Annotated in this window: 14 protein-coding genes; 9 read left to right on the plus strand and 5 right to left on the minus strand. The window is 71.0% G+C overall.

The window, feature by feature from the left end:
* Positions 1–90: 90 nt before the first annotated feature.
* Positions 91–1,185 (minus strand): baeRF3 domain-containing protein, encoded by a 1,095-nt coding sequence (locus ACWD35_RS20605; RefSeq protein WP_451352719.1) that lies wholly within the window; start codon positions 1,183–1,185, stop codon positions 91–93.
* A gap of 186 nt (positions 1,186–1,371) precedes the next feature.
* Here ACWD35_RS20605 and ACWD35_RS20610 point away from each other — a divergent pair, with 186 nt between their 5' ends.
* Together ACWD35_RS20610 and asnB are read left to right on the plus strand one after the other, a co-directional pair.
* Positions 1,372–2,151 carry an alpha/beta fold hydrolase gene (locus ACWD35_RS20610; RefSeq protein WP_451352720.1) on the plus strand — a complete coding sequence of 260 codons (780 nt, stop codon included), beginning with the start codon at positions 1,372–1,374 and terminating at the stop codon, positions 2,149–2,151.
* A gap of 138 nt (positions 2,152–2,289) precedes the next feature.
* Positions 2,290–4,131 carry an asparagine synthase (glutamine-hydrolyzing) gene (gene asnB, locus ACWD35_RS20615; protein ID WP_451352721.1) on the plus strand — a complete coding sequence of 614 codons (1,842 nt, stop codon included), beginning with the start codon at positions 2,290–2,292 and terminating at the stop codon, positions 4,129–4,131.
* Between the two features lie 39 nt (positions 4,132–4,170).
* Here the strand turns inward: asnB and ACWD35_RS20620 are convergent, their stop codons facing one another.
* On the minus strand, positions 4,171–5,787 hold the full coding sequence (locus ACWD35_RS20620) for an alpha/beta hydrolase (protein WP_451352722.1): 1,617 nt from the start codon (positions 5,785–5,787) through the stop codon (positions 4,171–4,173).
* A 306-nt stretch (positions 5,788–6,093) separates the two neighbouring features.
* On the opposite strand from ACWD35_RS20620, the gene ACWD35_RS20625 reads away from it, so the two are divergent.
* The 4 genes from ACWD35_RS20625 to ACWD35_RS20640 all read left to right on the plus strand — a co-directional run bounded on the left by ACWD35_RS20625 (position 6,094) and on the right by ACWD35_RS20640 (position 10,466).
* A complete protein-coding gene (locus tag ACWD35_RS20625; RefSeq protein ID WP_451352723.1) occupies positions 6,094–6,972 on the plus strand; it encodes a chaplin in 879 nt (292 codons plus the stop codon).
* Positions 6,973–7,143: 171 nt separating this feature from the next.
* A complete protein-coding gene (locus ACWD35_RS20630) occupies positions 7,144–7,998 on the plus strand; it encodes a GNAT family N-acetyltransferase (RefSeq protein WP_451352724.1) in 855 nt (284 codons plus the stop codon).
* 63 nt (positions 7,999–8,061) lie between these two features.
* The gene (locus ACWD35_RS20635) at positions 8,062–8,838 is read left to right on the plus strand and encodes a GNAT family N-acetyltransferase (protein WP_451352725.1); all 777 of its coding nucleotides are present in this window, start codon (positions 8,062–8,064) and stop codon (positions 8,836–8,838) included.
* Positions 8,839–9,011: 173 nt separating this feature from the next.
* A complete protein-coding gene (locus tag ACWD35_RS20640) occupies positions 9,012–10,466 on the plus strand; it encodes a hydrolase (protein WP_451352726.1) in 1,455 nt (484 codons plus the stop codon).
* Between the two features lie 64 nt (positions 10,467–10,530).
* On the opposite strand, the gene ACWD35_RS20645 is transcribed toward ACWD35_RS20640, so the two are convergent.
* Both ACWD35_RS20645 and ACWD35_RS20650 read right to left on the minus strand, forming a co-directional pair.
* Positions 10,531–13,251, minus strand: a complete 2,721-nt coding sequence (locus ACWD35_RS20645; protein WP_451352727.1) for a glycoside hydrolase family 2 protein — start codon at positions 13,249–13,251, stop codon at positions 10,531–10,533.
* A 171-nt stretch (positions 13,252–13,422) separates the two neighbouring features.
* A complete protein-coding gene (locus ACWD35_RS20650) occupies positions 13,423–14,607 on the minus strand; it encodes an ROK family protein (protein WP_451352728.1) in 1,185 nt (394 codons plus the stop codon).
* 140 nt (positions 14,608–14,747) lie between these two features.
* On the opposite strand from ACWD35_RS20650, the gene ACWD35_RS20655 reads away from it, so the two are divergent.
* The gene (locus ACWD35_RS20655; protein ID WP_451352729.1) at positions 14,748–16,202 is read left to right on the plus strand and encodes an APC family permease; all 1,455 of its coding nucleotides are present in this window, start codon (positions 14,748–14,750) and stop codon (positions 16,200–16,202) included.
* A 133-nt stretch (positions 16,203–16,335) separates the two neighbouring features.
* On the opposite strand, the gene ACWD35_RS20660 is transcribed toward ACWD35_RS20655, so the two are convergent.
* The gene (locus ACWD35_RS20660; RefSeq protein ID WP_451352730.1) at positions 16,336–16,773 is read right to left on the minus strand and encodes an SPW repeat protein; all 438 of its coding nucleotides are present in this window, start codon (positions 16,771–16,773) and stop codon (positions 16,336–16,338) included.
* 239 nt (positions 16,774–17,012) lie between these two features.
* Here ACWD35_RS20660 and ACWD35_RS20665 point away from each other — a divergent pair, with 239 nt between their 5' ends.
* Together ACWD35_RS20665 and ACWD35_RS20670 are read left to right on the plus strand one after the other, a co-directional pair.
* On the plus strand, positions 17,013–17,549 hold the full coding sequence (locus tag ACWD35_RS20665; RefSeq protein WP_451352731.1) for an HXXEE domain-containing protein: 537 nt from the start codon (positions 17,013–17,015) through the stop codon (positions 17,547–17,549).
* A 176-nt stretch (positions 17,550–17,725) separates the two neighbouring features.
* Positions 17,726–18,634 (plus strand): aldo/keto reductase, encoded by a 909-nt coding sequence (locus ACWD35_RS20670; RefSeq protein WP_451352732.1) that lies wholly within the window; start codon positions 17,726–17,728, stop codon positions 18,632–18,634.
* The last annotated feature ends 100 nt before the right edge of the window (positions 18,635–18,734 follow it).

Consider the following 18,734-nt stretch of genomic DNA (forward strand, 5'->3'; position numbering starts at 1 on the left):
CGTGCGCTCCCTCTCGCCGATGATCACGCCGTAGCGTACGCGGCGGAGGGAGCGCTGCCAGGGGGCGCTTCCGTGCAGCCCGGGGGTGCCTCAGTACCGCAGCACCCCCGCGATTCCGCTCTCTTCGCCCAGCGTGCCGTCGGGCACGAAGCGGACCTCGGCGCCGGTCTCCAGACACTGCTCGACGATCTCGTCCACGATGTCGTCGCGGGAGTCCAGGTCACCCGGCTCGGCCGGGATGAGGTGGTCGCCCTGGTCGCGGACGGTGGTGCGGTAGTTCTCCTCGACCGCGAGCAGCCGGACCCGGCCCTCGCGGGCGGTACGCCACAGCTCGTCCACCCCGGCCGCGAAGGTCTTGTGACCGCGTGCCGAGGTCAGTTCCCTCATGACGGACTCGGTGTCCCTGCGGGCCTCCTCCTCCAGGACCGGCCGCAGGGCCTGCCACACGGCCTCCGGGCCGGCGTGGGCGAGGCCCCCGTGCGGAACCTGTACGCCGGACCTGGCGACACTGCCGACCTCGTCCAGTGCCGACAGCGCCGCCTGCTCGCCGGTGATGTACAGCGGCCGGGGTTGGTCGCGCAGGACGGCGGCCATGGCGATGTCCGCCTCGCGCAGGTAGTGGCGTGTGCCCTCGTCACGGAAGGTGCTCGGCTGGTCGCCGATCTGCATCTGCCGTTCCGCGTCGAAGTTCTCCCGGGTGTGGACCCTCGGGAAGCCGCCGGAGCGGTCCTCCACGACCCGCTCGGGGCCGCCGCTCCACAGCGTGCAGCGGTCCGCGGAGACCGACAGCACCCAGAAGGGGCGCTCGGCGGCGTGCGCGGAGACCAGATTGCGGGTCAGGAAGGTGTCCGAGAACACCACCCGCTCGGGGACGCTGCGGGCCAGCGACCAGACCTGGTGCTCACCCGGCGCCGCGAAGATCACGAGGCCGTCCTCGGCGTGTGCCAGATCCACCTCGGACAGTGCGCGGTCGAGTTGTGCCACGACGTCGGCGCGCCGTTCGCGCGTGACCGAGGGGTCGGACTCCAGCCGCTTCCTGGCCTCGGTGACCACATTGCGCAGTCGGACCGGATCCTGGCCGTTCTCGGGTTCGCGGCGGTGTGTCGGGGTCAGCACCGACACCGCAGGGTAGGGACGCGGACGCCGCAGTTCGGCAAGGGTCGCGGGACTCAGTGCGTGCTCCATGACAGCACGATAGGGCGGATTCACCCATCCGGCATTCGGGGTGATACCGGACCCATGGACGCAGGGTCCGGTGGTCGCCCCGGCCACGATTTCTCCGGCGGACGCCGATGACGCCAGGGCGCGCGACAGGCTAGCGTACCCGCCAGTAACCGGACCGCACCGCACCGCACACCCCAGGAGGCCCTCATGCCGCAGCTCGAACTCGACGGCGCCCGCCTGATGTACGACGACGAGGGCCCCCGCGACGCCGCGGAGACGCCCCTGGTGTTCGTCCACGGCTGGACCGCGAACCGGCACCGCTGGGACCACCAGATGGCGCACTTCGCCGCCAGACGCCGGGTGATCCGGCTGGACCTGCGCGGGCACGGGGAGAGCACCGGGGCCGGGGTGCGCACGATCGCGGAGCTGGCGCAGGACGTCCTAGCCCTCCTCGACCACCTCGGAGTCGAGCGGTTCGTGCTGGTCGGGCACTCCATGGGCGGGATGATCTCCCAGACCATCGCCCTCGCCCACCCCGAGCGGGTGGAACGCATGGTGCTGGTCAACTCGATCAGCCGCATGGCCTACAGCCGCGGCCGGGGCCTGCTCATGGCGGCCTCCACGCTGGCGCCGTTCAAGCTCTTCGTCGCGGCCAACATCCAGCGGGCCTTCGCCCCGGGCTATCCGCGCGAGGAGGTCCGCGCACACATCCGCTCGTCCGCGGACACCCCGCGCGAGGTCGTCATGACGCTGTACGGCGCCATGCGGGACTTCGACGTCCTCGACCGCGTCGGTGAGATCCGCACGCCCACCCTGATGGTGCACGGCTACCACGACATCCAGCTGCCGGTGCAGCAGATGCTGCGCATGGCCAAGGCCTATCCGGACGCGGTCGTACGCATCATCGACGCGGGCCACGAGCTGCCGGTGGAGAAGCCGGCCGAGCTGACCGCGGCCGTGGACCGGTTCGTGACCGAAAAGCTGTGATCCGTTGCGCGCAGGGAGCCTGGCCGGGTTTCCGCCCCTGACCGGTTTCCGAGTTGACCGCCCCCGGCGCCTGACCGACGCTCGTCACATACGTCGGATAGGTGCTGGATACAGCTGGTTGCTTGGCGGAGGTTGCGCATGTGCGGCATCACCGGATGGGTCTCCTTCGACCGCGACCTGACCGCCGAGGCCGCCGCCCTGGAGGCGATGACCGAGACGATGGCCTGCCGGGGCCCGGACGACCGCGGGACCTGGACCGAAGGCCCCGCCGCCCTGGGTCACCGCAGGCTCGCGGTCATCGACCTCGTCGGCGGACGCCAGCCGATGACCGCGCGCACGCCCGAGGGAACCGTCGCACTCGTCTACTCCGGGGAGGCGTACAACTTCACCGAACTCCGTCGCGAACTCGCCGACCTGGGCCATGAGTTCGCGACCGACTCCGACACCGAGGTGGTCCTGCGCGGCTACCTCGCCTGGGGAGACGCGGTCGCCGGGCGGCTGAACGGCATGTTCGCCTTCGCCGTGTGGGACGGCCGCCACGACCGGCTCGTGCTGATCCGCGACCGCATGGGCATCAAGCCGCTCTACTTCCAACCGACCCCCGACGGCGTCCTGTTCGGCTCCGAGCCCAAGGCGATCCTCGCCAGTCCGCTGGTCCGCCCCCGCGTGGCCCTGGACGGCCTGCGCGAACTGTTCGCCCTGGTCAAGACGCCGGGACACGCCGTGTGGGACGGCATGCGCGAGGTCGAACCCGGCACCGTCGTCACCGTCGACCGCACGGGCCTGCGCGCCCGCGAGTACTGGCGGCTGGAAACCCGGCCGCACACCGACGACCGCGGCACCACGATCGCCACCGTGCGCGCGCTCCTGGAGGACATCGTGCGCCGCCAGCTGGTCGCCGACGTGCCGCGCTGCACCCTGCTCTCGGGCGGCCTCGACTCCTCCGCGATGACCGCGCTCGCCGCACGCATGCTCGCCGAACAGGGCGAGAGCGTACGCAGTTTCGCCGTCGACTTCGTCGGCCAGACCGACAACTTCGTCGCCGACGAACTGCGCGCCACCCCCGACACCCCGTTCGTGCACGACGTGGCCCGGCTGGCCGGCACCGAGCACCAGGACATCGTCCTCGACTCCCGCTCCCTCGCCGACCCCGCCGTACGTGAGCGGGTGATCCGCGCCCGCGACCTGCCGGTCGGCTTCGGCGACCTGGACACCTCGCTGCTGCTGCTCTTCCACGCCGTCCGCGACCAGTCCACGGTCGCCCTCTCCGGCGAGTCCGCCGACGAAGTGTTCGGCGGCTACCTGCAGTTCTTCGACGAGGAGGCGCGGCGCGCCGACACCTTCCCCTGGCTGGTGCGCGCCGGCCGGCGCTTCGGCGAGTCCACCGACGTGCTCCGCGCCGACCTCGCCAAGTCGCTCGACCTGGAGTCGTACGTCGCCGACGGCTACCACACGGCCGTCGCCGGCATCCAACGCCTGGACGGCGAGAGCGACTTCGAGTACCGCATGCGGCAGATCTGCCACCTCCACCTGACCCGCTTCGTCCGCCTCCTGCTCGACCGCAAGGACCGCATGAGCATGGCCGTCGGACTGGAGGTCCGGGTGCCGTTCTGCGACCACCGGCTGGTGGAGTACGTCTACAACGCGCCGTGGGCCCTGAAGTCCTTCGACGGCCGGGAGAAGAGCCTGCTGCGCGAGGCGGTCGCGGACCTCCTGCCGCGCTCGGTGTACGAGCGGGCCAAGAGCCCGTACCCGACCACCCAGGACCCCCGCTACGCCCGCGCCCTCCAGGGCCAGGCCAAGGACCTCCTCGCCCGGCCCGGCCACCGGGTCTTCGAGCTGCTGGACCGTGAGAAGGTCCGCCGGTCGGCCGAGCGCGACACCCCGCTCGCGACCCCGGCCGACCGGCGCGCCCTGGAAGTCACCCTCGACCTCGCTCAGTGGCTGGACCTGTACTCCCCGGAGCTGGATCTCGGCTGAGGCCGGGGCCCCGGCCGGCGGTCACCGTGCGGCTGTCCGTCAGCTTTCGGGCGTGTTCGGGATCGCGTTCCAGTTGTTCCCGTCCGCCGGACAGGAGCTGCCGTTCGCGGGCAGGGAGCCGTACAGCAGGAAGTCGTTGACCTTGCGGTGCACGCACTTGGAGGACGAGTACCCGGTGTGTCCCTCGCCCTTGTTGTCGAGCACCACCGCCGACGGGCCGAGCCGCCTGGCCGTCTCCACGGTCCAGCGGTACGGCGTCGCCGGGTCGCCGCGCGTGCCGACCAGCAGTATCCGCGCCGAGTGGACGTTCTTCACCCGGTCCCGGATGAAATCCGTGCCCTTGGGGCGGCCGTAGCACATCAGCAGCTGGGTCAGCCGGTAGCGGCCGAAGACCGGGGAGGCCTCCTCGTAGGCCGCCAGCAGGCCCTTCAGGTCCCGGGTGATCTGTGTGGCGGTGGGCCGGTCCGGGTCGTCCGCGCAGTTGATCGCCATCAGCGAGGCGAAGAGGTTGTCCGCCGGGACGTTCTGGGCGTCGACCAGCCCGCCGTCCGACCGGTGCCGGCTGTCCTCGCCGCGCCGCAGGCCCATGCCGCCCGTGGAGAAGGCCAGGATGCCCCGCGTGTCGCCGTCCTGGACCAGCAAGGCCAGCGCGCGCTCCAGCGACGGCCACAGATCCCTGCTGTACAGGGCCTGCCCCATGGCTCCCACCAGGTCCTGGCCGGAGAACGTGCCCCCGGCGTCCGACGGCACCGGGTTCTGGTCCAGCGAGTGGACGAGCCCGACGACCTGGTCCCCGGCCGCCCGCCGGTCCTGCCCGAACGGACATGCGATATCCGTCGTACACCAGCCGAGAAAATCGTCCAGCGCGGTCTGCTGCCCCTCGGCACCCGCGATGCCCTGCTCGGACAGCGGCTCGGTCAGGGTGTCCACGCCGTCGAGGGCCACCCGGCCCACTCGGTGCGGGAACTGCGCCGTGTACACCGCGCCGAGCCGAGTGCCGTACGAGAACCCCAGGTAGTTGAGCTTCTTGTCGCCCAGCGCCTGACGGATGACGTCCAGATCGCGGGAGGTGTTCACGGTGCCTATGTACGGCAGCACCGGTCCGGAGTGCTTGGTGCACTGCTCGGCGGTCTCCCGCAACTGCTTGAGCAGCGTCTGCGGACGGTTGAGGTCGGGGTTCTCGTTCGCGGCGGTGGACAACTCGTCGGAGCTCTCGCCGCAGCTCACGGGGGAGGACCGGCCGACCCCGCGCGGGTCGAAGGTGACCACGTCGTAGCCGTTCGTCAGGTCCATGAACTGCTTTCCGGCGACGGCGAGCGAACTGACACCGGGACCGCCCGGACCTCCGAAGTTCAGCAGCACCGAGCCCCTCGACGGGCCGGTGGCGCGGTAGCGGGCCAGTGCCACGTCGAGCGTGCCCTTGCCGGGCCGGGCGTAGTCGAGCGGCACGGTGACCTTCGAGCACTGGAGGTCCTTGGGCATGTCCGGGCCCTGGCAGCGCGCCCAGGTGAGCTTCTGCCGGTAGAAGCGGGACAGGTCGGGCTGAGGCCGTTCGGCCGCCGCCGCGGGCAGCCCGGCCCCGAGCAGCGCCAGGGCGAGGACACCCGCACCGGCGCAGCGCCGTACGGCGGGCCGTATGGACAGCGTGACCAGCATCGATCGCACCTCCCGGGCGCTCGCTGCGGACCGGGACGGCGCCCTCGGATCACCATAAGTGGGCCCCGGACGGCCCGCCTCCCGGCGAGCGGAAGAGCGCCCGATGTCGTACCCTTCGCCGCCTCTGTTCATATCAGTGATGATTAGTCGGCTTTACATGAGGTTCGATACCACTGTCACTCAACGGGGTGAAAGCGCGATAAGCCATAACTCGGATGGTTCGCCGGCGTTTTAAGAGTTGCGGGTGAGTACCCGCTGCAATGTCTGGAAGGCAGGAAACCAATGAGACGGGCTACCCGTAACCGCGTGATCGCCGTCGCCGCCGCTTCCGGCGCGCTCGCCGTGGCGATGCCGGTGTCCGCCGCTCTCGCAGCCGGCGGCGCCTCCGCCGACGGCTCCGCGGCCGGCTCACCCGGGGTGATCTCCGGCAACACCGTTCAGATCCCGGTGCATGTGCCGGTGAACATGTGCGGCAACACCTTGAACGTGGTGGGGCTGCTGAATCCCGCGGCGGGCAACGCCTGCACGAACGGCGGCGGCTCAGGGACGGGCGGATCCGCCACGTCCGGCGGCGCGACGGCCCAGGGTGAGGCGACGGACTCGCCCGGCGTGATCTCGGGCAACGACATCCAGGTCCCCGTCCACGTGCCGGTGAACGTCAGCGGGAACACCGCGAACGTCGTCGGCGTGGGCAACCCGGTCATGGGCAACACGTCCGTCAACGGCTCCGGCGACCAGCACGCCACTCCGAAGCCACCGGCGACTCCGAAGCCACCGGCGACCCCGACGCCGCCGGTCATCCCGACGCCGCCGGCCGTCCCGACGCCGCCGGCCGTCCCGACGCCGCCGGTCATCCCGACGCCGCCGGCCGTCCCGACGCCGCCGGTCATCCCGACGCCGCCGGCCGTCCCGACGCCGCCGGTCACTCCGACGCCACCGGCGACCCCGACGCCACCGGTGACCCGGAAGCCTCCGACCACTTCGAAGCCGCCGACCACTTCGAAGCCGTCGGCCCCCGTCAAGTCCCACCCCGTCCCGCAGCCCCCGTACGCCGTCCCGGCGTCCGTGGGCAGCCTGGCCAACACGGGAACGGACCTGACGCTCCCCGCACTCGCGGGCAGCACCGCGCTCGTCCTCACCGGCGGCCTCCTCTACCGCCGCTTCCGCCCGGCCCGCTCCCGCTGACCCACGCTCCCTAGCCCACTCCAAGGCCCCACCGGACGCCGGCCCGGTGGGGCCTTGGACTTGTCGCGCGACCGAGCCGTGGCCGAACCCCTCATGGTGTGGCCCGCGTTGATCCGGAAGGATGAAGCACCCGTTGCAACACCGGTGAAACCGATGAAAGGGAGCGTATCGATGACCTCTCCGGCCCCCCAGGACCTCGTCCTCACGCAGGCCACCCTCGAGGACTGGCCGGTGATCAGCGCGTGGGCGGCGGCGGAGGGGTGGAATCCCGGGGTGTCCGACGGTCCCGCCTTCTTCGCGCAGGACCCCGACGGGTTCTTCCTCGGCCGGATCGACGGGGAGCCGGTATCGGCCATCTCCGTCGTCAACTACGGCACTGACTACGCCTTCCTCGGCTGCTACCTCGTCCGCCCCGACCTGCGCGGTCACGGCCACGGCCTCACCACCTGGAAGACCGCCCTGGCCCACGCCGGCGACCGCACCATCGGTCTGGACGGCGTCGTCGCCCAGCAGGACAACTACCGCCAGTCCGGCTTCGAACTCGCCTACCGCACTGTCCGGTTCACCGGCATCGCGACCGAGAGCGAAACACCGCAGGGGGTTCGGCCGGCCGGGTCCGACGACTTCGCCGCCCTCTCCGCCTACGATGGCGCCTGCTACCCGGCCGATCGCCCGCGCTTCCTCGCCGAGTGGCTCGCCACCCCCGGCCACCGCACCCTCGTCCGCCACGACGGCACCCGCCTCACCGGTTACGGGGTGATCCGCCCCGGCCGCGACACCCTCCGCATCGGCCCGCTGTTCGCCGACACCGCCGACGACGCGCGAGCGCTGTTCGCCGCCCTCACCGCCGACGTCGCCGGACGCGAGGTCGCCATCGACGTACCCGAGCCCAACACGGCCGGCGCCGCCCTCGCCGAACAGGCCGGATTCACCGCCTCGTTCGAGACCGCGCGCATGTACACCGGACCGGTCCGTGCCCATGCGCAGGAGCGGGTCTTCGGCGTCACCACCCTGGAACTCGGCTGACGCCCCACCCGGGCGGACGCTTATCCCGTTGCCCGGCCCGGCCGCCCATGCTGGAGTGACTGCATGGATCACGCCACGGTGCTCGCCCTCTTTGACCGGGACATGCGCGAGCGCGCCCGGCCCGACGGGCCCGGAGCCCGGATCGAGCGGACCGGTGCCGTGGTGCGCCAGGTCGCCGACGCCCACGGCTGGAACGGTGTCCTCTGGTCCGGCCTGGACGCGCAGGGAGCGGACCTGGCCGTCGAGGAGCAGATCGCGTACTTCACCGGTCTGGGCCGGGACTTCGAGTGGAAGCTGTACGGCCACGACCGGCCGGCTGACCTCGGAGCGCGGCTTGCCGTCGCCGGGTTCCGGGCCGAGCCCGAGGAGACGCTGCTGATCGGCGAGACCGCCGAACTCGCCGTTGACGCCCGACCTCCCGCCGGCATCCGCTTCCTGAGGGTCACCGATCCGGCCGGTGCCGATCTCGTCGTGGACGTGCACGAGAAGGCCTTCGGCACCGACGGCACCCGGCTGCGCCACCGGCTGCGCGCCCAACTGGCCGCCGGCCCCGGCACGGTCGTCGCCGTGGTCGCGCTCGCCGGGGACGAGCCCGTGAGCGCGGCCCGCATGGAACTGGTGCCCGGCACCCGGTTCGCCGGGCTGTGGGGCGGCGGCACCATCGAGGCCTGGCGCGGCCGGGGCGTCTACCGCGCCCTGGTCGCCCACCGCGCCCGCGTCGCCGCCGCCCAGGGCTACCGGTACCTCCAGGTCGACGCCTCACCCATGAGCCGCCCGATCCTGGAGCGCCTCGGCTTCCACGCGCTGAGCACCACGACGCCCTTTCTGTACGGGATTTGACGGCTGTCGGCTGTTTCGAAGCAGCTCCTTGTCACCGGAACTCTCTGTTCACCAGGCCGTCATGCCATGTACCTTTCAATTGGTTGACGCGTGTAGAACCCTCAAACCGGTTCTACGCGCGCAGACTTGGCGCCCGCACCGCCTCTCCCCACCCCTCATGGAGGTACGTCCGGATGCTTGGATCCAGAAGGTCCAGCCGCAGATTCACCACAGCCCTGGCCGGATTCGGTCTGCTCCTCAGCGGAGCCGCCCTGCAGTTCGGCGCCGGTGCCGCCCCCGCCCACGCGGCGACCACGCACCGCATCCTGTTCGACAACGCCCACGCCGAGACGGCCGGCAACGCCGACTGGATCATCTCCACCAGCCAGCCCGACCCGCTCGGTCAGAACGCCTCCCCGTCCGCCGAGACGGACTGGACCGGCGCCCTCTCCTCCTGGGGCGTGGACCTCCAGAAGACCGGCAGCTACAGCCTGAAGACCCTCCCCACGGGCTCCAGCCTCAGCTACGGCGGCACCTCCACGACCGACCTGTCGAACTTCGACACGCTGGTCCTGCCCGAGCCGAACACGCTGTTCACGGCCGCCGAGAAGACGGCGATCATGAACTTCGTGAAGAACGGCGGCGGCCTGTTCATGATCTCCGACCACACCGGCGCCGATCGCAACAACGACGGCTCCGACGCGGTCAAGATCCTCAACGACCTGATGACCAACAACAGCGTCGACTCCACCGACCCGTTCGGCTTCTCCATCGACGCGTTGAACATCGCGTCCGACCACCCGGCGGCCATCAGCGACAGCACCGACCCCGTGCTGCACGGCTCCTTCGGTGACGTCTCCAAGAGCCTGATCGCCAACGGCACCACGGCCACGCTCAAGCCGGCCGACAACCCCGCCGTCAAGGGCCTGGTCTACCGCACCGGTTACTCCGGCAACACCGGCGCCTTCTTCGCGACCAGCACCTTCGGCTCCGGCCGCGTCGCCTTCTGGGGCGACAGCTCGCCCATCGACGACGGCACCGGCACGCCCGGCAACACCCTGTACGACGGCTGGAACGACACCACCGCCACCAACGCGCCCCTCGCCCTGAACGCCACCGCCTGGCTGGCGGGTGCGGGCACCACCGGCGGCGGCGGAGGCGGCGGCACCGGCACCTGCACCGCCGCCCAGCTCCTCGGCAACAACGGGTTCGAGTCCGGCAACACCACGTGGAGCGCCACCAGCGGCGTCATCACCAACTCCACCGGTGAGTCGCCCCGTACGGGCTCCTACTACGCCTGGCTGGACGGCACCGCCACCGCCCTCACCGACACCCTGTCCCAGTCGGTGACCATCCCGTCCGGCTGCACGAACGCCAACCTGAGCTTCTACCTGCACATCGACACGGACGAGACCACGACCACCACGGCCTACGACACCCTGAAGGTCCAGGTCCTCAACAGCTCCGGCACGGTCCTGGGCACCCTGGCGACGTACTCGAACCTCAACGCCGCCTCCGGCTACACCCAGCGCAGCTTCAACCTCAGCAGCTACGCCGGGCAGACCGTCACCCTCAAGTTCACCGGCACCGAGGGTTCCAAGTACCAGACGTCGTTCGTCGTGGACGACACCGCGCTCAACGTCAGCTGAGCCCGGAAAGCCGGAAGCCGGAAAGCCGCAAAGGGGGGTGGGCCGTACGGTCCACCCCCCGCCGTCATGTGGCCGGTACCGTCTGTTCCCGCGTGTTCCAGCCGGAGATCCGCACACGCGGCGCGGAGCCGTGCAGGTCGGCCGTCCGGTAGGCGGCGGTCAGCGTCACCGACTCGCCCGGCCACAGCGTGACCTCGTTGTCCGACCACCGCACCGGCAGTACCGGCCGGCCCTTCGCGTCGACCAGATGCACGTCCGTGAGGAGCGAAGGCGTCTTCCCGCTCCCGCTGTTGCGCACGGTCACCGTCGTGGTCGAGGTGTCGCCGGACGACTCGGTCGACGCCGTCGCCGACACCGGCACCTGCGCCATCGAGCCGAGCCCCTTGAGGTCGGCGTAGGCCGTCGTCGGCGTGTGGTACCAGTCGGTATGCGCCCAGTCGAGCGTGTCGGGCCTGGTGGAGAGCCAGTACACGTTCCGGCTCACCTCCTTGCCGCCGGCGTCGGTCAGGGTCAGCCGCAGCAGATACGTGGCCGACAGACCGCTCACCGACGACGGCAGGGTCAGGGCGGTGGCGTGCGCGCCGTCCCCGGACACCGTCACACCGGTGACGGTCCTGTCGTACTTCTGGGTACCGTCGGCGTTGAACAGCGTGGCCCGTGCCGTGAGTTCGCCGGCCCCGCGGTGCCGGTTGCCGACCACGACGACCGAGCGGTTGTCGTACGAGTACTGGATGTGCAGCGGCTCGTTCGCCTTCTTGGCGCCGAAGTAGGCCCCGCCCTGGTCGAGACAACGGTCCGTCAACTGCCAGTGCAGGGACGTCCAGCCGCTGCTGAACATCCAGTAGATCACCCCGGTGGCGGGCTTGCTCGCATCCGTCGCGTTGCGCCCGTACGCCTCGTACTGGGCGCGGACGTTCTCGTACTGGGCGAGCTGGGCCTTGCGCACATAGTCGGCGAGGCTCTTCGGGGCGCCGTAGCGTCCGGTGAGGGCAGCGTCGTAGATCTTGAGGGTGCCGAACACGGCGGACGGCGAGCGGTGGTACTGCCGGGCGTCCGGCTTCCGCCAGAGGGTGTCCAGCTCGGCCGGGGTCAGCATGGCGTGCAGGGTGTCGAGGGTGGGGATGTCGGGGCCCGCGCTGGTCTCGGAGTTGAAGCCCGTCGCGCCGCCCTCGCGCTTCGCGTACCAGTAGTTGGGCGGCACCCAGTCGTAGGGGCCCGTCATCTTCAGGCCCGAACTCCCCAGCTGCGGCGAGGAGCTGTCGGAGGCGGAGGAGACCACAGGGAGGGTCCAGTCCGCCGCCCTCAGGGCGTCCAGGTAGGTCCTCTCGATCCGCGCGTCGGGCGCGAAGTCGCTGCCGATCAGGAAGGAGGCCACGCTCGGATGGTCGCGCAGCCGGGCGGCCTCGGCGGCCATGGACGCCTTCGCGACCGGGTAGTCGGCGGCAGTCCACTTCTCCCCGGTCTTGCCGCCGTTGACGTTGCCCTCCCACTTGTCGCAGCACTCCCAGCCCGGCAGCGTGAGCACGCCGTAGCGGTCGGCGAGGTCGAAGAACTCGTCCGGCTCCAGATGGCCTTCCAGGCGGATGGTGTTCAGGCCCAGGTCGAGGGCGTACTTCAGCCGGTCCTCGGCGTAGGTGCGGTCCCAGCGCAGGTACTCGTCCGGCGACCAGCCGCCGCCCTTGATCAGCAGCTTGCGACCGTTGATCCGGTACTGGCGGGCGCCGTCGGCGTTCAGGGGCGCTCGGACGTCACGGATGCCGAAGGTCTCGTGCGCGGTGTCCGACACCGTACCGGCGACGGAGGCGGTCAGGCCGAGGTCGTACAGCGGCTGCCCGCCCATGCCCGCCGGCCACCACATCTTCGGGTCGGTGAGGTGCAGGCCGGGCGTGTCGGCGGGGGAGAAGGTGACCGTCTTCGTCTCGTGCGCGGCGAGCGGCACGGTCCGGGTGAAGCTCGTCCCGCCGATGGTGCCCTTGATCTCCGCGGTGACCGCCGCGCCGGTGTCGTTGCGGGCCCGCGCCTTCACGGTCAGGTCGGCGGAGGCGAGCGACGACACGGCCGGCTTGGTCAGCACGTGCGCGTCGCGCAGCGCGACCGGGCCGCCGCGGCGGACCAGGACGTCCCGGACGATACCCATGTTCTGGTCGGGCGGCGGCTGCAGCCAGTCGATCCAGCCCATGGTCAGGCGTTTCTTGGGGTCGTTGGGCCGGATACGGAAGGCGACGGTGTTCGTGCCCGCCCGCACCAGCGAGGTGACGTCCAGCTCGTGGCGGGTGTAGGCGCCGGTGACGTCCGCCGCCCCGGCCACCCGGTGGCCGTTGACGTACACGTCGGCCGCCGAGACGACGCCGCTGAAGTCGAGGTACGTGCGCCGGCCGGTGTCCGGCACGGTGAAGTCGGAGCGGTACCACCAGGGCACCTGGAAGCGGGACTTCGGGATCTGCTGCTGGTTGGTGGAGTAGAACGGGTCGGCGTACTCGCCGTCCGCGAGCAGTGCCGCCAGGACCGTGGAGCGCGGGCCCGCCGGATACCAGCCCGTGGCCCGGTAGCCCGGAGAGGAGACGGCCGCCGCTGAGTCCGCGACCTTCGCCGTCGACTGGATCGCGTAGCCGGAGAGAGGAGTGGCGGAGCCAACGGCTGAGGATACGCGGGTGACGGGGGCGGGCCCAGCCCGCGGTACGGCAGGGCGGGGACCCGCCCAGGCGCCGGTGGTGAGCGAGCAGAGCAGGCCCAGGGCCACGCAGGCCGCGGCCGACCGGCGCCGGGGGGTGAGGCGAGGGAACACGCGGGTCTCCAGCCTTCGTAAGCCTTGTGAGCCTTCATAAAGTTAGGAAACTTTACTAATCTGGCTCAAGCTAGGGCGTGCGCCGGACCCTGTCAATCATCGCGCCCGGCGCGGCACATGCCCGGCGGAACCGCCGGGCGCCCCGTCGCCGGTCCCTCGGACGTCGGTTCCTCAGCCGCCGGCCGACCGACGCTCGAACACCAGCTCCCGGGCCGTGCCCAGCGCCGTCGCGACCGCGCCCAGGAGCACCGCGTCCTCGCCGAGCCGGCTCGGCGCGAGCCTCGGCCGCAGCGGGGTGAGTGTGCGCAGGTGCTCCTGGACCGGTCCGAGCAGCAGGTCGACGCTGTGGCCGACCCCGCCGCCGAGCACCACCAGGTCCGGGTCGAGCACGGCGGCGGTCGCCGCGACCGTGTGCGCGATCCGCTCGCCCTCCAGCTCCACCGCCCGTACCGCCGCCTGGTTGCCCTGCCGGGCCGCGTCGAACACCGCCTTCGCGGTGAGCTGCCCGCTCATCCCGAAGTGCCGGGCGGCCTCCACCACGGCCACCCCCGACACCGCGTCCTCCAGCCGTCGCGGCTTCTGCCGCCCCGGCCAGGGCAGGAAGCCGATCTCCCCGGCCAGCCCGTGCGCCCCCGTGAACAGCCGCCCCTCGCTGACGACCCCCATGCCGAGACCGGTACCGATCAGGATGTACGCGAAGAGCCGGCTGCCCGTGCCGACGCCGTACGTGTACTCGCCGAGCGCCGCCAGATTCGCGTCGTTGTGCACCTCCAGGGGCACGCCCAGCTCCTCGCGCATCCGGTCCACGAGCCCCGCCCGGCCCCAGCCCGGCAGATGCATCGCGTACCGCACCCGCCGCTGCTTCTCGTCGTACACCCCGGGCGTGCCCACCACCCCGTGCACCACCTCGGCCGGGTCGACGCCCGAGTTGGCGATCACCTGGCGGGCGGTGCCGACGACCAGGTCGGCCAGGGCGGCGGAGGCGCGGGCGCGGTTGCGTACGTCCGCCCGCGCGACCACCGTGCCGTCCAGGTCGACCACCGCCACCCGCAGCCAGCTCCGGCCGATGTCCACGCCGAGCGCGTACCCGGCGGCGGGATCGGGGGCGTACAGCACGGCGGTGCGCCCGCGTTCGGGCGCGTGCGTGCCGACCTCGTGGACCAGCCCCGCGGCCTCCAGCGAGGCCAGCGCGCTGGAGACGGTCGGCTTCGACAGGCCCGTGTCCCGGGCCAGCTGGGCTCGCGAGGCGGCGCCGAGGGCACGCAGCCGGTCCAGGAGCAGCCGCTCGTTGGTGCTGCGCAGGCGTTGCCGGCTCCAGGGCTGTTCCGGCTGGTCCACGGCGTTGCTGGCGGGCATCGCACCATTCTCACGCATTGCTGACGCATACTTGACGCCTCTAGTAAGGCTCCTTAACTTTATCGGCCAGTCAGTCCGGCCGGGTGAGCCGCCGCGCAGCACAGCGCGCGGCCCGTGCGCCCGTCGCGTCAGGAGTCCCCATGTCCGGAAGCCCGCCACCCACGGGTGGTTTCGTCCGCCGACTCGGCCTGTTCCAGGCCACGGCCATCAACATGAGCCAGATGTGCGGCATCGGCCCGTTCGTGACGATCCCGCTGATGGTCACCGCGTTCGGCGGCCCGCAGGCGGTCATCGGGTTCGTCGCGGGCGCGGTCCTGGCGCTCTGCGACGGGCTGGTCTGGGCCGAGCTGGGCGCCGCCCTGCCCGGCTCGGGCGGCAGTTACGTCTACCTCCGCCAGGCCTTCCAGTACCGCACCGGCCGGCTGATGCCGTTCCTGTTCGTGTGGACGGCGATGCTCTTCATCCCGCTGATCATGTCCACGGGCGTGGTCGGCTTCGTCCAGTACCTGGGCTATCTCGCCCCCGATCTCGGCCGGACGTCCGGCGACCTGATCGGCCTGGGTGTCATCGCCCTGGTCGTGCTCCTGCTCTGGCGCGGCATCGAGAACATCGCCCGCATCACCGCCGTCATGTGGGCCGTGATGATGGCCGCGGTGCTCCTGGTGGTCGTCGCCGCCGCGAGCGACTTCAGCGCCCACTTGGCCTTCACCTACCCGGCGCGCGCCTTCGACCTGACGAGCAACCACTTCTGGCTCGGCTTCGCCGCGGGCCTCACGATCGGCATCTACGACTACCTCGGTTACAACACCACGGCGTACATGGGCGCCGAGATCAAGGACCCGGGCCGTACCCTGCCGCGCTCCATCCTGTACTCGATCCTCGGCATCATGGCGATCTACCTGCTGCTCCAGATCGGCACGCTCGGCGTCGTCGACTGGCGCCGGATGACCGACCCGCACGATGTCGCCGCCACCTCGGTCGCGTCGGCGGTGCTGGAGAAGACCTGGGGCAAGGGTGCGGCCGACACGGTGACCGTGCTGATCCTCATCACGGCGTTCGCCTCGGTCTTCACCGGCCTGCTGGGCGGTTCCCGGGTGCCGTACGACGCCGCGCGCGACCGGGTCTTCTTCCGGCCGTACGAGAAGCTGCACCCCAGGCACCGCTTTCCGATGCTCGGCCTCGCGACCATGGGCGTGATCACCGCGGTGGGCTTCCTGATCGGCCGTCACACCGACCTCGCGACCCTGATCCAGCTGCTTACGACGGTGATGGTCATCGTCCAGGCGCTCGCCCAGATCGTGGCGTTGACGGTCCTGCGCAAGCGCCGGCCGACGCTGAACCGCCCCTACCGGATGTGGCTCTACCCTCTGCCGAGCATCGTCGCCCTCGTCGGCTGGTGCGTGATCTACGGCTACGCCGACCGGAACTCCCCGGGCCGCCACCCCATCGAATGGTCCCTGGCCTGGCTGGCCCTCGGCTGCGTGGCCTTCCTGATCTGGGCGCGGCTGGAGAAGGTGTGGCCGTTCGGGGAGAGGGAGATCAGCGAGGAGTTCGTGAGCGTGGGGGCGCCGGACGCGCAGACCGCCGGAGCCTGAACCCCAACGGTCGTGCGGCGCAACGGAGTTCGACCGAGCGGCGAAGGCCGGTCCACCCGGGTGGACCGGCCTCCTGTTCTTGCCTGTCTCTACTGATGGGTCTTCCTTTCCTCGTGTCCTGACTTCGTGGCTCTTATGGCTGGGGAGCGCTCTTCGCCGCCGTACCGGCGCACATCAGCCCTAGTGCGAAGGCCAGCGCGCCGATGATGACGTTGTTGATGATCACGCCCTTGTCCGGGCTCGTGCCCACGATCCACGGCGCGATGATCATCCAGACACCCAAGGCGCACATGGCCCAGCTGAGGCCGTACATCCGCTCGGGGGCCCGGGTGAATCCGAGTGCCAGCAGGCCTATCGCTATGCCCAGGATCAGGTTGTGGGTCACGAGCGCCGGCTGGCTCGTCGTGTAGTGCAGGATCCACGGTGATGCCGCGCAGTACAGGCCGAGCAGGAACACCGGCCCGTCCACGAGCGCAACATCACGACCGCCGAGCATGCGGGCGTAGCGTGCCCGCATTTCGGAGATATCGGGGTGGGTCGTCATGTCACCCCTGTGCGAGACGTCGGCCATGACTCGTCTCCCTTGACTTGCAGGCCCGACCGCGTCTGGTGCGGTATCGGTATGCGGTAAGCGCCGCATATAGCACATTGTGCTCTTATTTCCCCTTTATGTGTAGAGCTCAGCGGGCTGCCCGCGTCAGGAGGCCGGTCGAGTTCCCCCGGGCGGCGGTCGCGGGTGCTGAGCGCCCGCTCTGTTCGGCCGGGTACCGTGCGTAGGGTGATCAACTCGCTGTGACAAAGTGCCTGTTCATGACGCGAAAGCCGAACGACACAGGCCCGTACGTCACTTTCGGGCTGCTGGCCGCGTGGGCTCTGCACGACTCCGAGGAAGTGGTGATGGTGCCGCGCTGGGTGCGGACGCACACCCCGGAGCTGCGCAAGAGATTTCCCCGGGTGCCCGAAACGGTGTGGCGGCGGCTGGAGTCGGTGGACGCGCGTGAGTTCAGTACCGCCGTCGCCGCGATGGCGGTCGTGGTCGCGGCCTGCGCGGCCGAGGGGCACCGCACCGGGGGGCGCTCGGCCGTCTACCAGACGGCGCTCAACGCCTTCGGGCTGCACGGCATGGTCCACCTGGCGCAGGCCGCCGTCGTCCGTGGCTACACACCGGGTTCCGCGACCAGTCCCCTCGTGGTGCTGCCGTTCACCGCATGGGCGCGCGGCCGGCTGCGCCGGGCCGGAGTGCTGCGCCCGGCGCGTCCGGCCGACGCGGTCCGGGGCCTCGCGTTCGCCGCCGCGGCGGCCGTCGGTACGCACGCGCTGGCGCAGCGCGTACTGCGGCGCCGGTGACGGCCGGAGTCTCCTCGAAGGTTGCCCGACGAAGTCTTCTTCCGGATTCCTGGGGCGGACGGATTTACTTGGCCACCTGAAAGGTTGGCCTTTACATCTGACCGGGAGGCTGCCCTCGACCACCAAGCCGCTCGACTGACCTCCGCGGCCGGGGGCGGTTGTGCGAGACTCCGCCGATGACCGCTGAAACGATCACCACCGCGGACGCCTCCGGCACCTTCACCCTCGGCGAACTGCCCGTCCACCGCCTCGGCTTCGGCGCGATGCGGCTGACGGGCAGCGCCGCCTTCCACCTCGGTACGCCCAGCGACCGCGCCCGCTCGCTCGCCGTCCTGCGCAGGGCCGTGGAACTCGGCGTGAACCACATCGACACCGCCGCGTTCTACTTCTCCGCCCTGCGCTCCGCCAACGAGCTCATCAACACCGCGCTCGCCCCGTACGCCGACGACCTGCTGATCGCCACCAAAGTCGGCCCCTTCCGCGAGTACTCCGGCGAGTGGGGCACCTCCGCCCGCCCCGACCAGCTGCGCGGCCACGTCGAGGAGAACCTGCGCCAGCTCGGCCGCGACCACCTGGACCTCGTCTACCTCCGCCGCATGCGCCAGGACTCCATCGCCGAGCACTTCGGCGCGCTCGCCGAACTGCGCGACGCCGGAATGATCCGGCACCTCGGGATCTCCGCCGTCGAACCCCGGCACCTCACCGAGGCGCTGGAGATCGCGCCCGTGGTCGCCGTGCAGAACCGGTACGGACTGGCCGCCCCAGACCCGGACGGCGACGAACTGCTGCGGATGTGCGGCGAGCGGGGCATCGCCTTCGTGCCCTTCTACGCCGTCGCGGGCGAGGGCGCTGATCACGGTGCCGTCGCCGCCCGGCAGGAGGACGAGGTGCTCGCGATCGCCCGCGCGCACGGCGTGAGCGCCGCGCAGGTGCGCATCGCGTGGACCCTGCACCAGGGTCCGCACGTGCTCGCCATCCCCGGCACCGGCAACCCGGACCACCTCGCCGACAACGTAGCCGCAGGCGCCCTGAAGCTCACGCCGGAGGAGCTGGGCCGGCTGGACGAGCTGCGCCGGGCGGCCTGACGGCCTGCGCCGGTGGCGGTAGTCCGTTCATCATCGGTTCGCATAATGGGCTCGCCGGCGCACCCTGTGGACGGCACCCGGCTGACTACAATCCAGTAGA

This window comes from Streptomyces sp. NPDC002671 (assembly GCF_053592475.1).

Excerpts from the sequence above, each read along its gene's own strand:
- ACWD35_RS20620 (WP_451352722.1), bottom strand. The coding sequence starts at position 5,787 with ATGCTGGTCACGCTGTCCATACGGCCCGCCGTACGGCGCTGCGCCGGT.
- asnB (WP_451352721.1), top strand. The coding sequence starts at position 2,290 with ATGTGCGGCATCACCGGATGGGTCTCCTTCGACCGCGACCTGACCGCC.
- ACWD35_RS20630 (WP_451352724.1), top strand. The coding sequence starts at position 7,144 with ATGACCTCTCCGGCCCCCCAGGACCTCGTCCTCACGCAGGCCACCCTC.
- ACWD35_RS20670 (WP_451352732.1), top strand. The coding sequence starts at position 17,726 with ATGACCGCTGAAACGATCACCACCGCGGACGCCTCCGGCACCTTCACC.
- ACWD35_RS20660 (WP_451352730.1), bottom strand. The coding sequence starts at position 16,773 with ATGGCCGACGTCTCGCACAGGGGTGACATGACGACCCACCCCGATATC.
- ACWD35_RS20610 (WP_451352720.1), top strand. The coding sequence starts at position 1,372 with ATGCCGCAGCTCGAACTCGACGGCGCCCGCCTGATGTACGACGACGAG.
- ACWD35_RS20665 (WP_451352731.1), top strand. The coding sequence starts at position 17,013 with ATGACGCGAAAGCCGAACGACACAGGCCCGTACGTCACTTTCGGGCTG.
- ACWD35_RS20635 (WP_451352725.1), top strand. The coding sequence starts at position 8,062 with ATGGATCACGCCACGGTGCTCGCCCTCTTTGACCGGGACATGCGCGAG.
- ACWD35_RS20605 (WP_451352719.1), bottom strand. The coding sequence starts at position 1,185 with ATGGAGCACGCACTGAGTCCCGCGACCCTTGCCGAACTGCGGCGTCCG.
- ACWD35_RS20640 (WP_451352726.1), top strand. The coding sequence starts at position 9,012 with ATGCTTGGATCCAGAAGGTCCAGCCGCAGATTCACCACAGCCCTGGCC.
- ACWD35_RS20650 (WP_451352728.1), bottom strand. The coding sequence starts at position 14,607 with ATGCCCGCCAGCAACGCCGTGGACCAGCCGGAACAGCCCTGGAGCCGG.
- ACWD35_RS20655 (WP_451352729.1), top strand. The coding sequence starts at position 14,748 with ATGTCCGGAAGCCCGCCACCCACGGGTGGTTTCGTCCGCCGACTCGGC.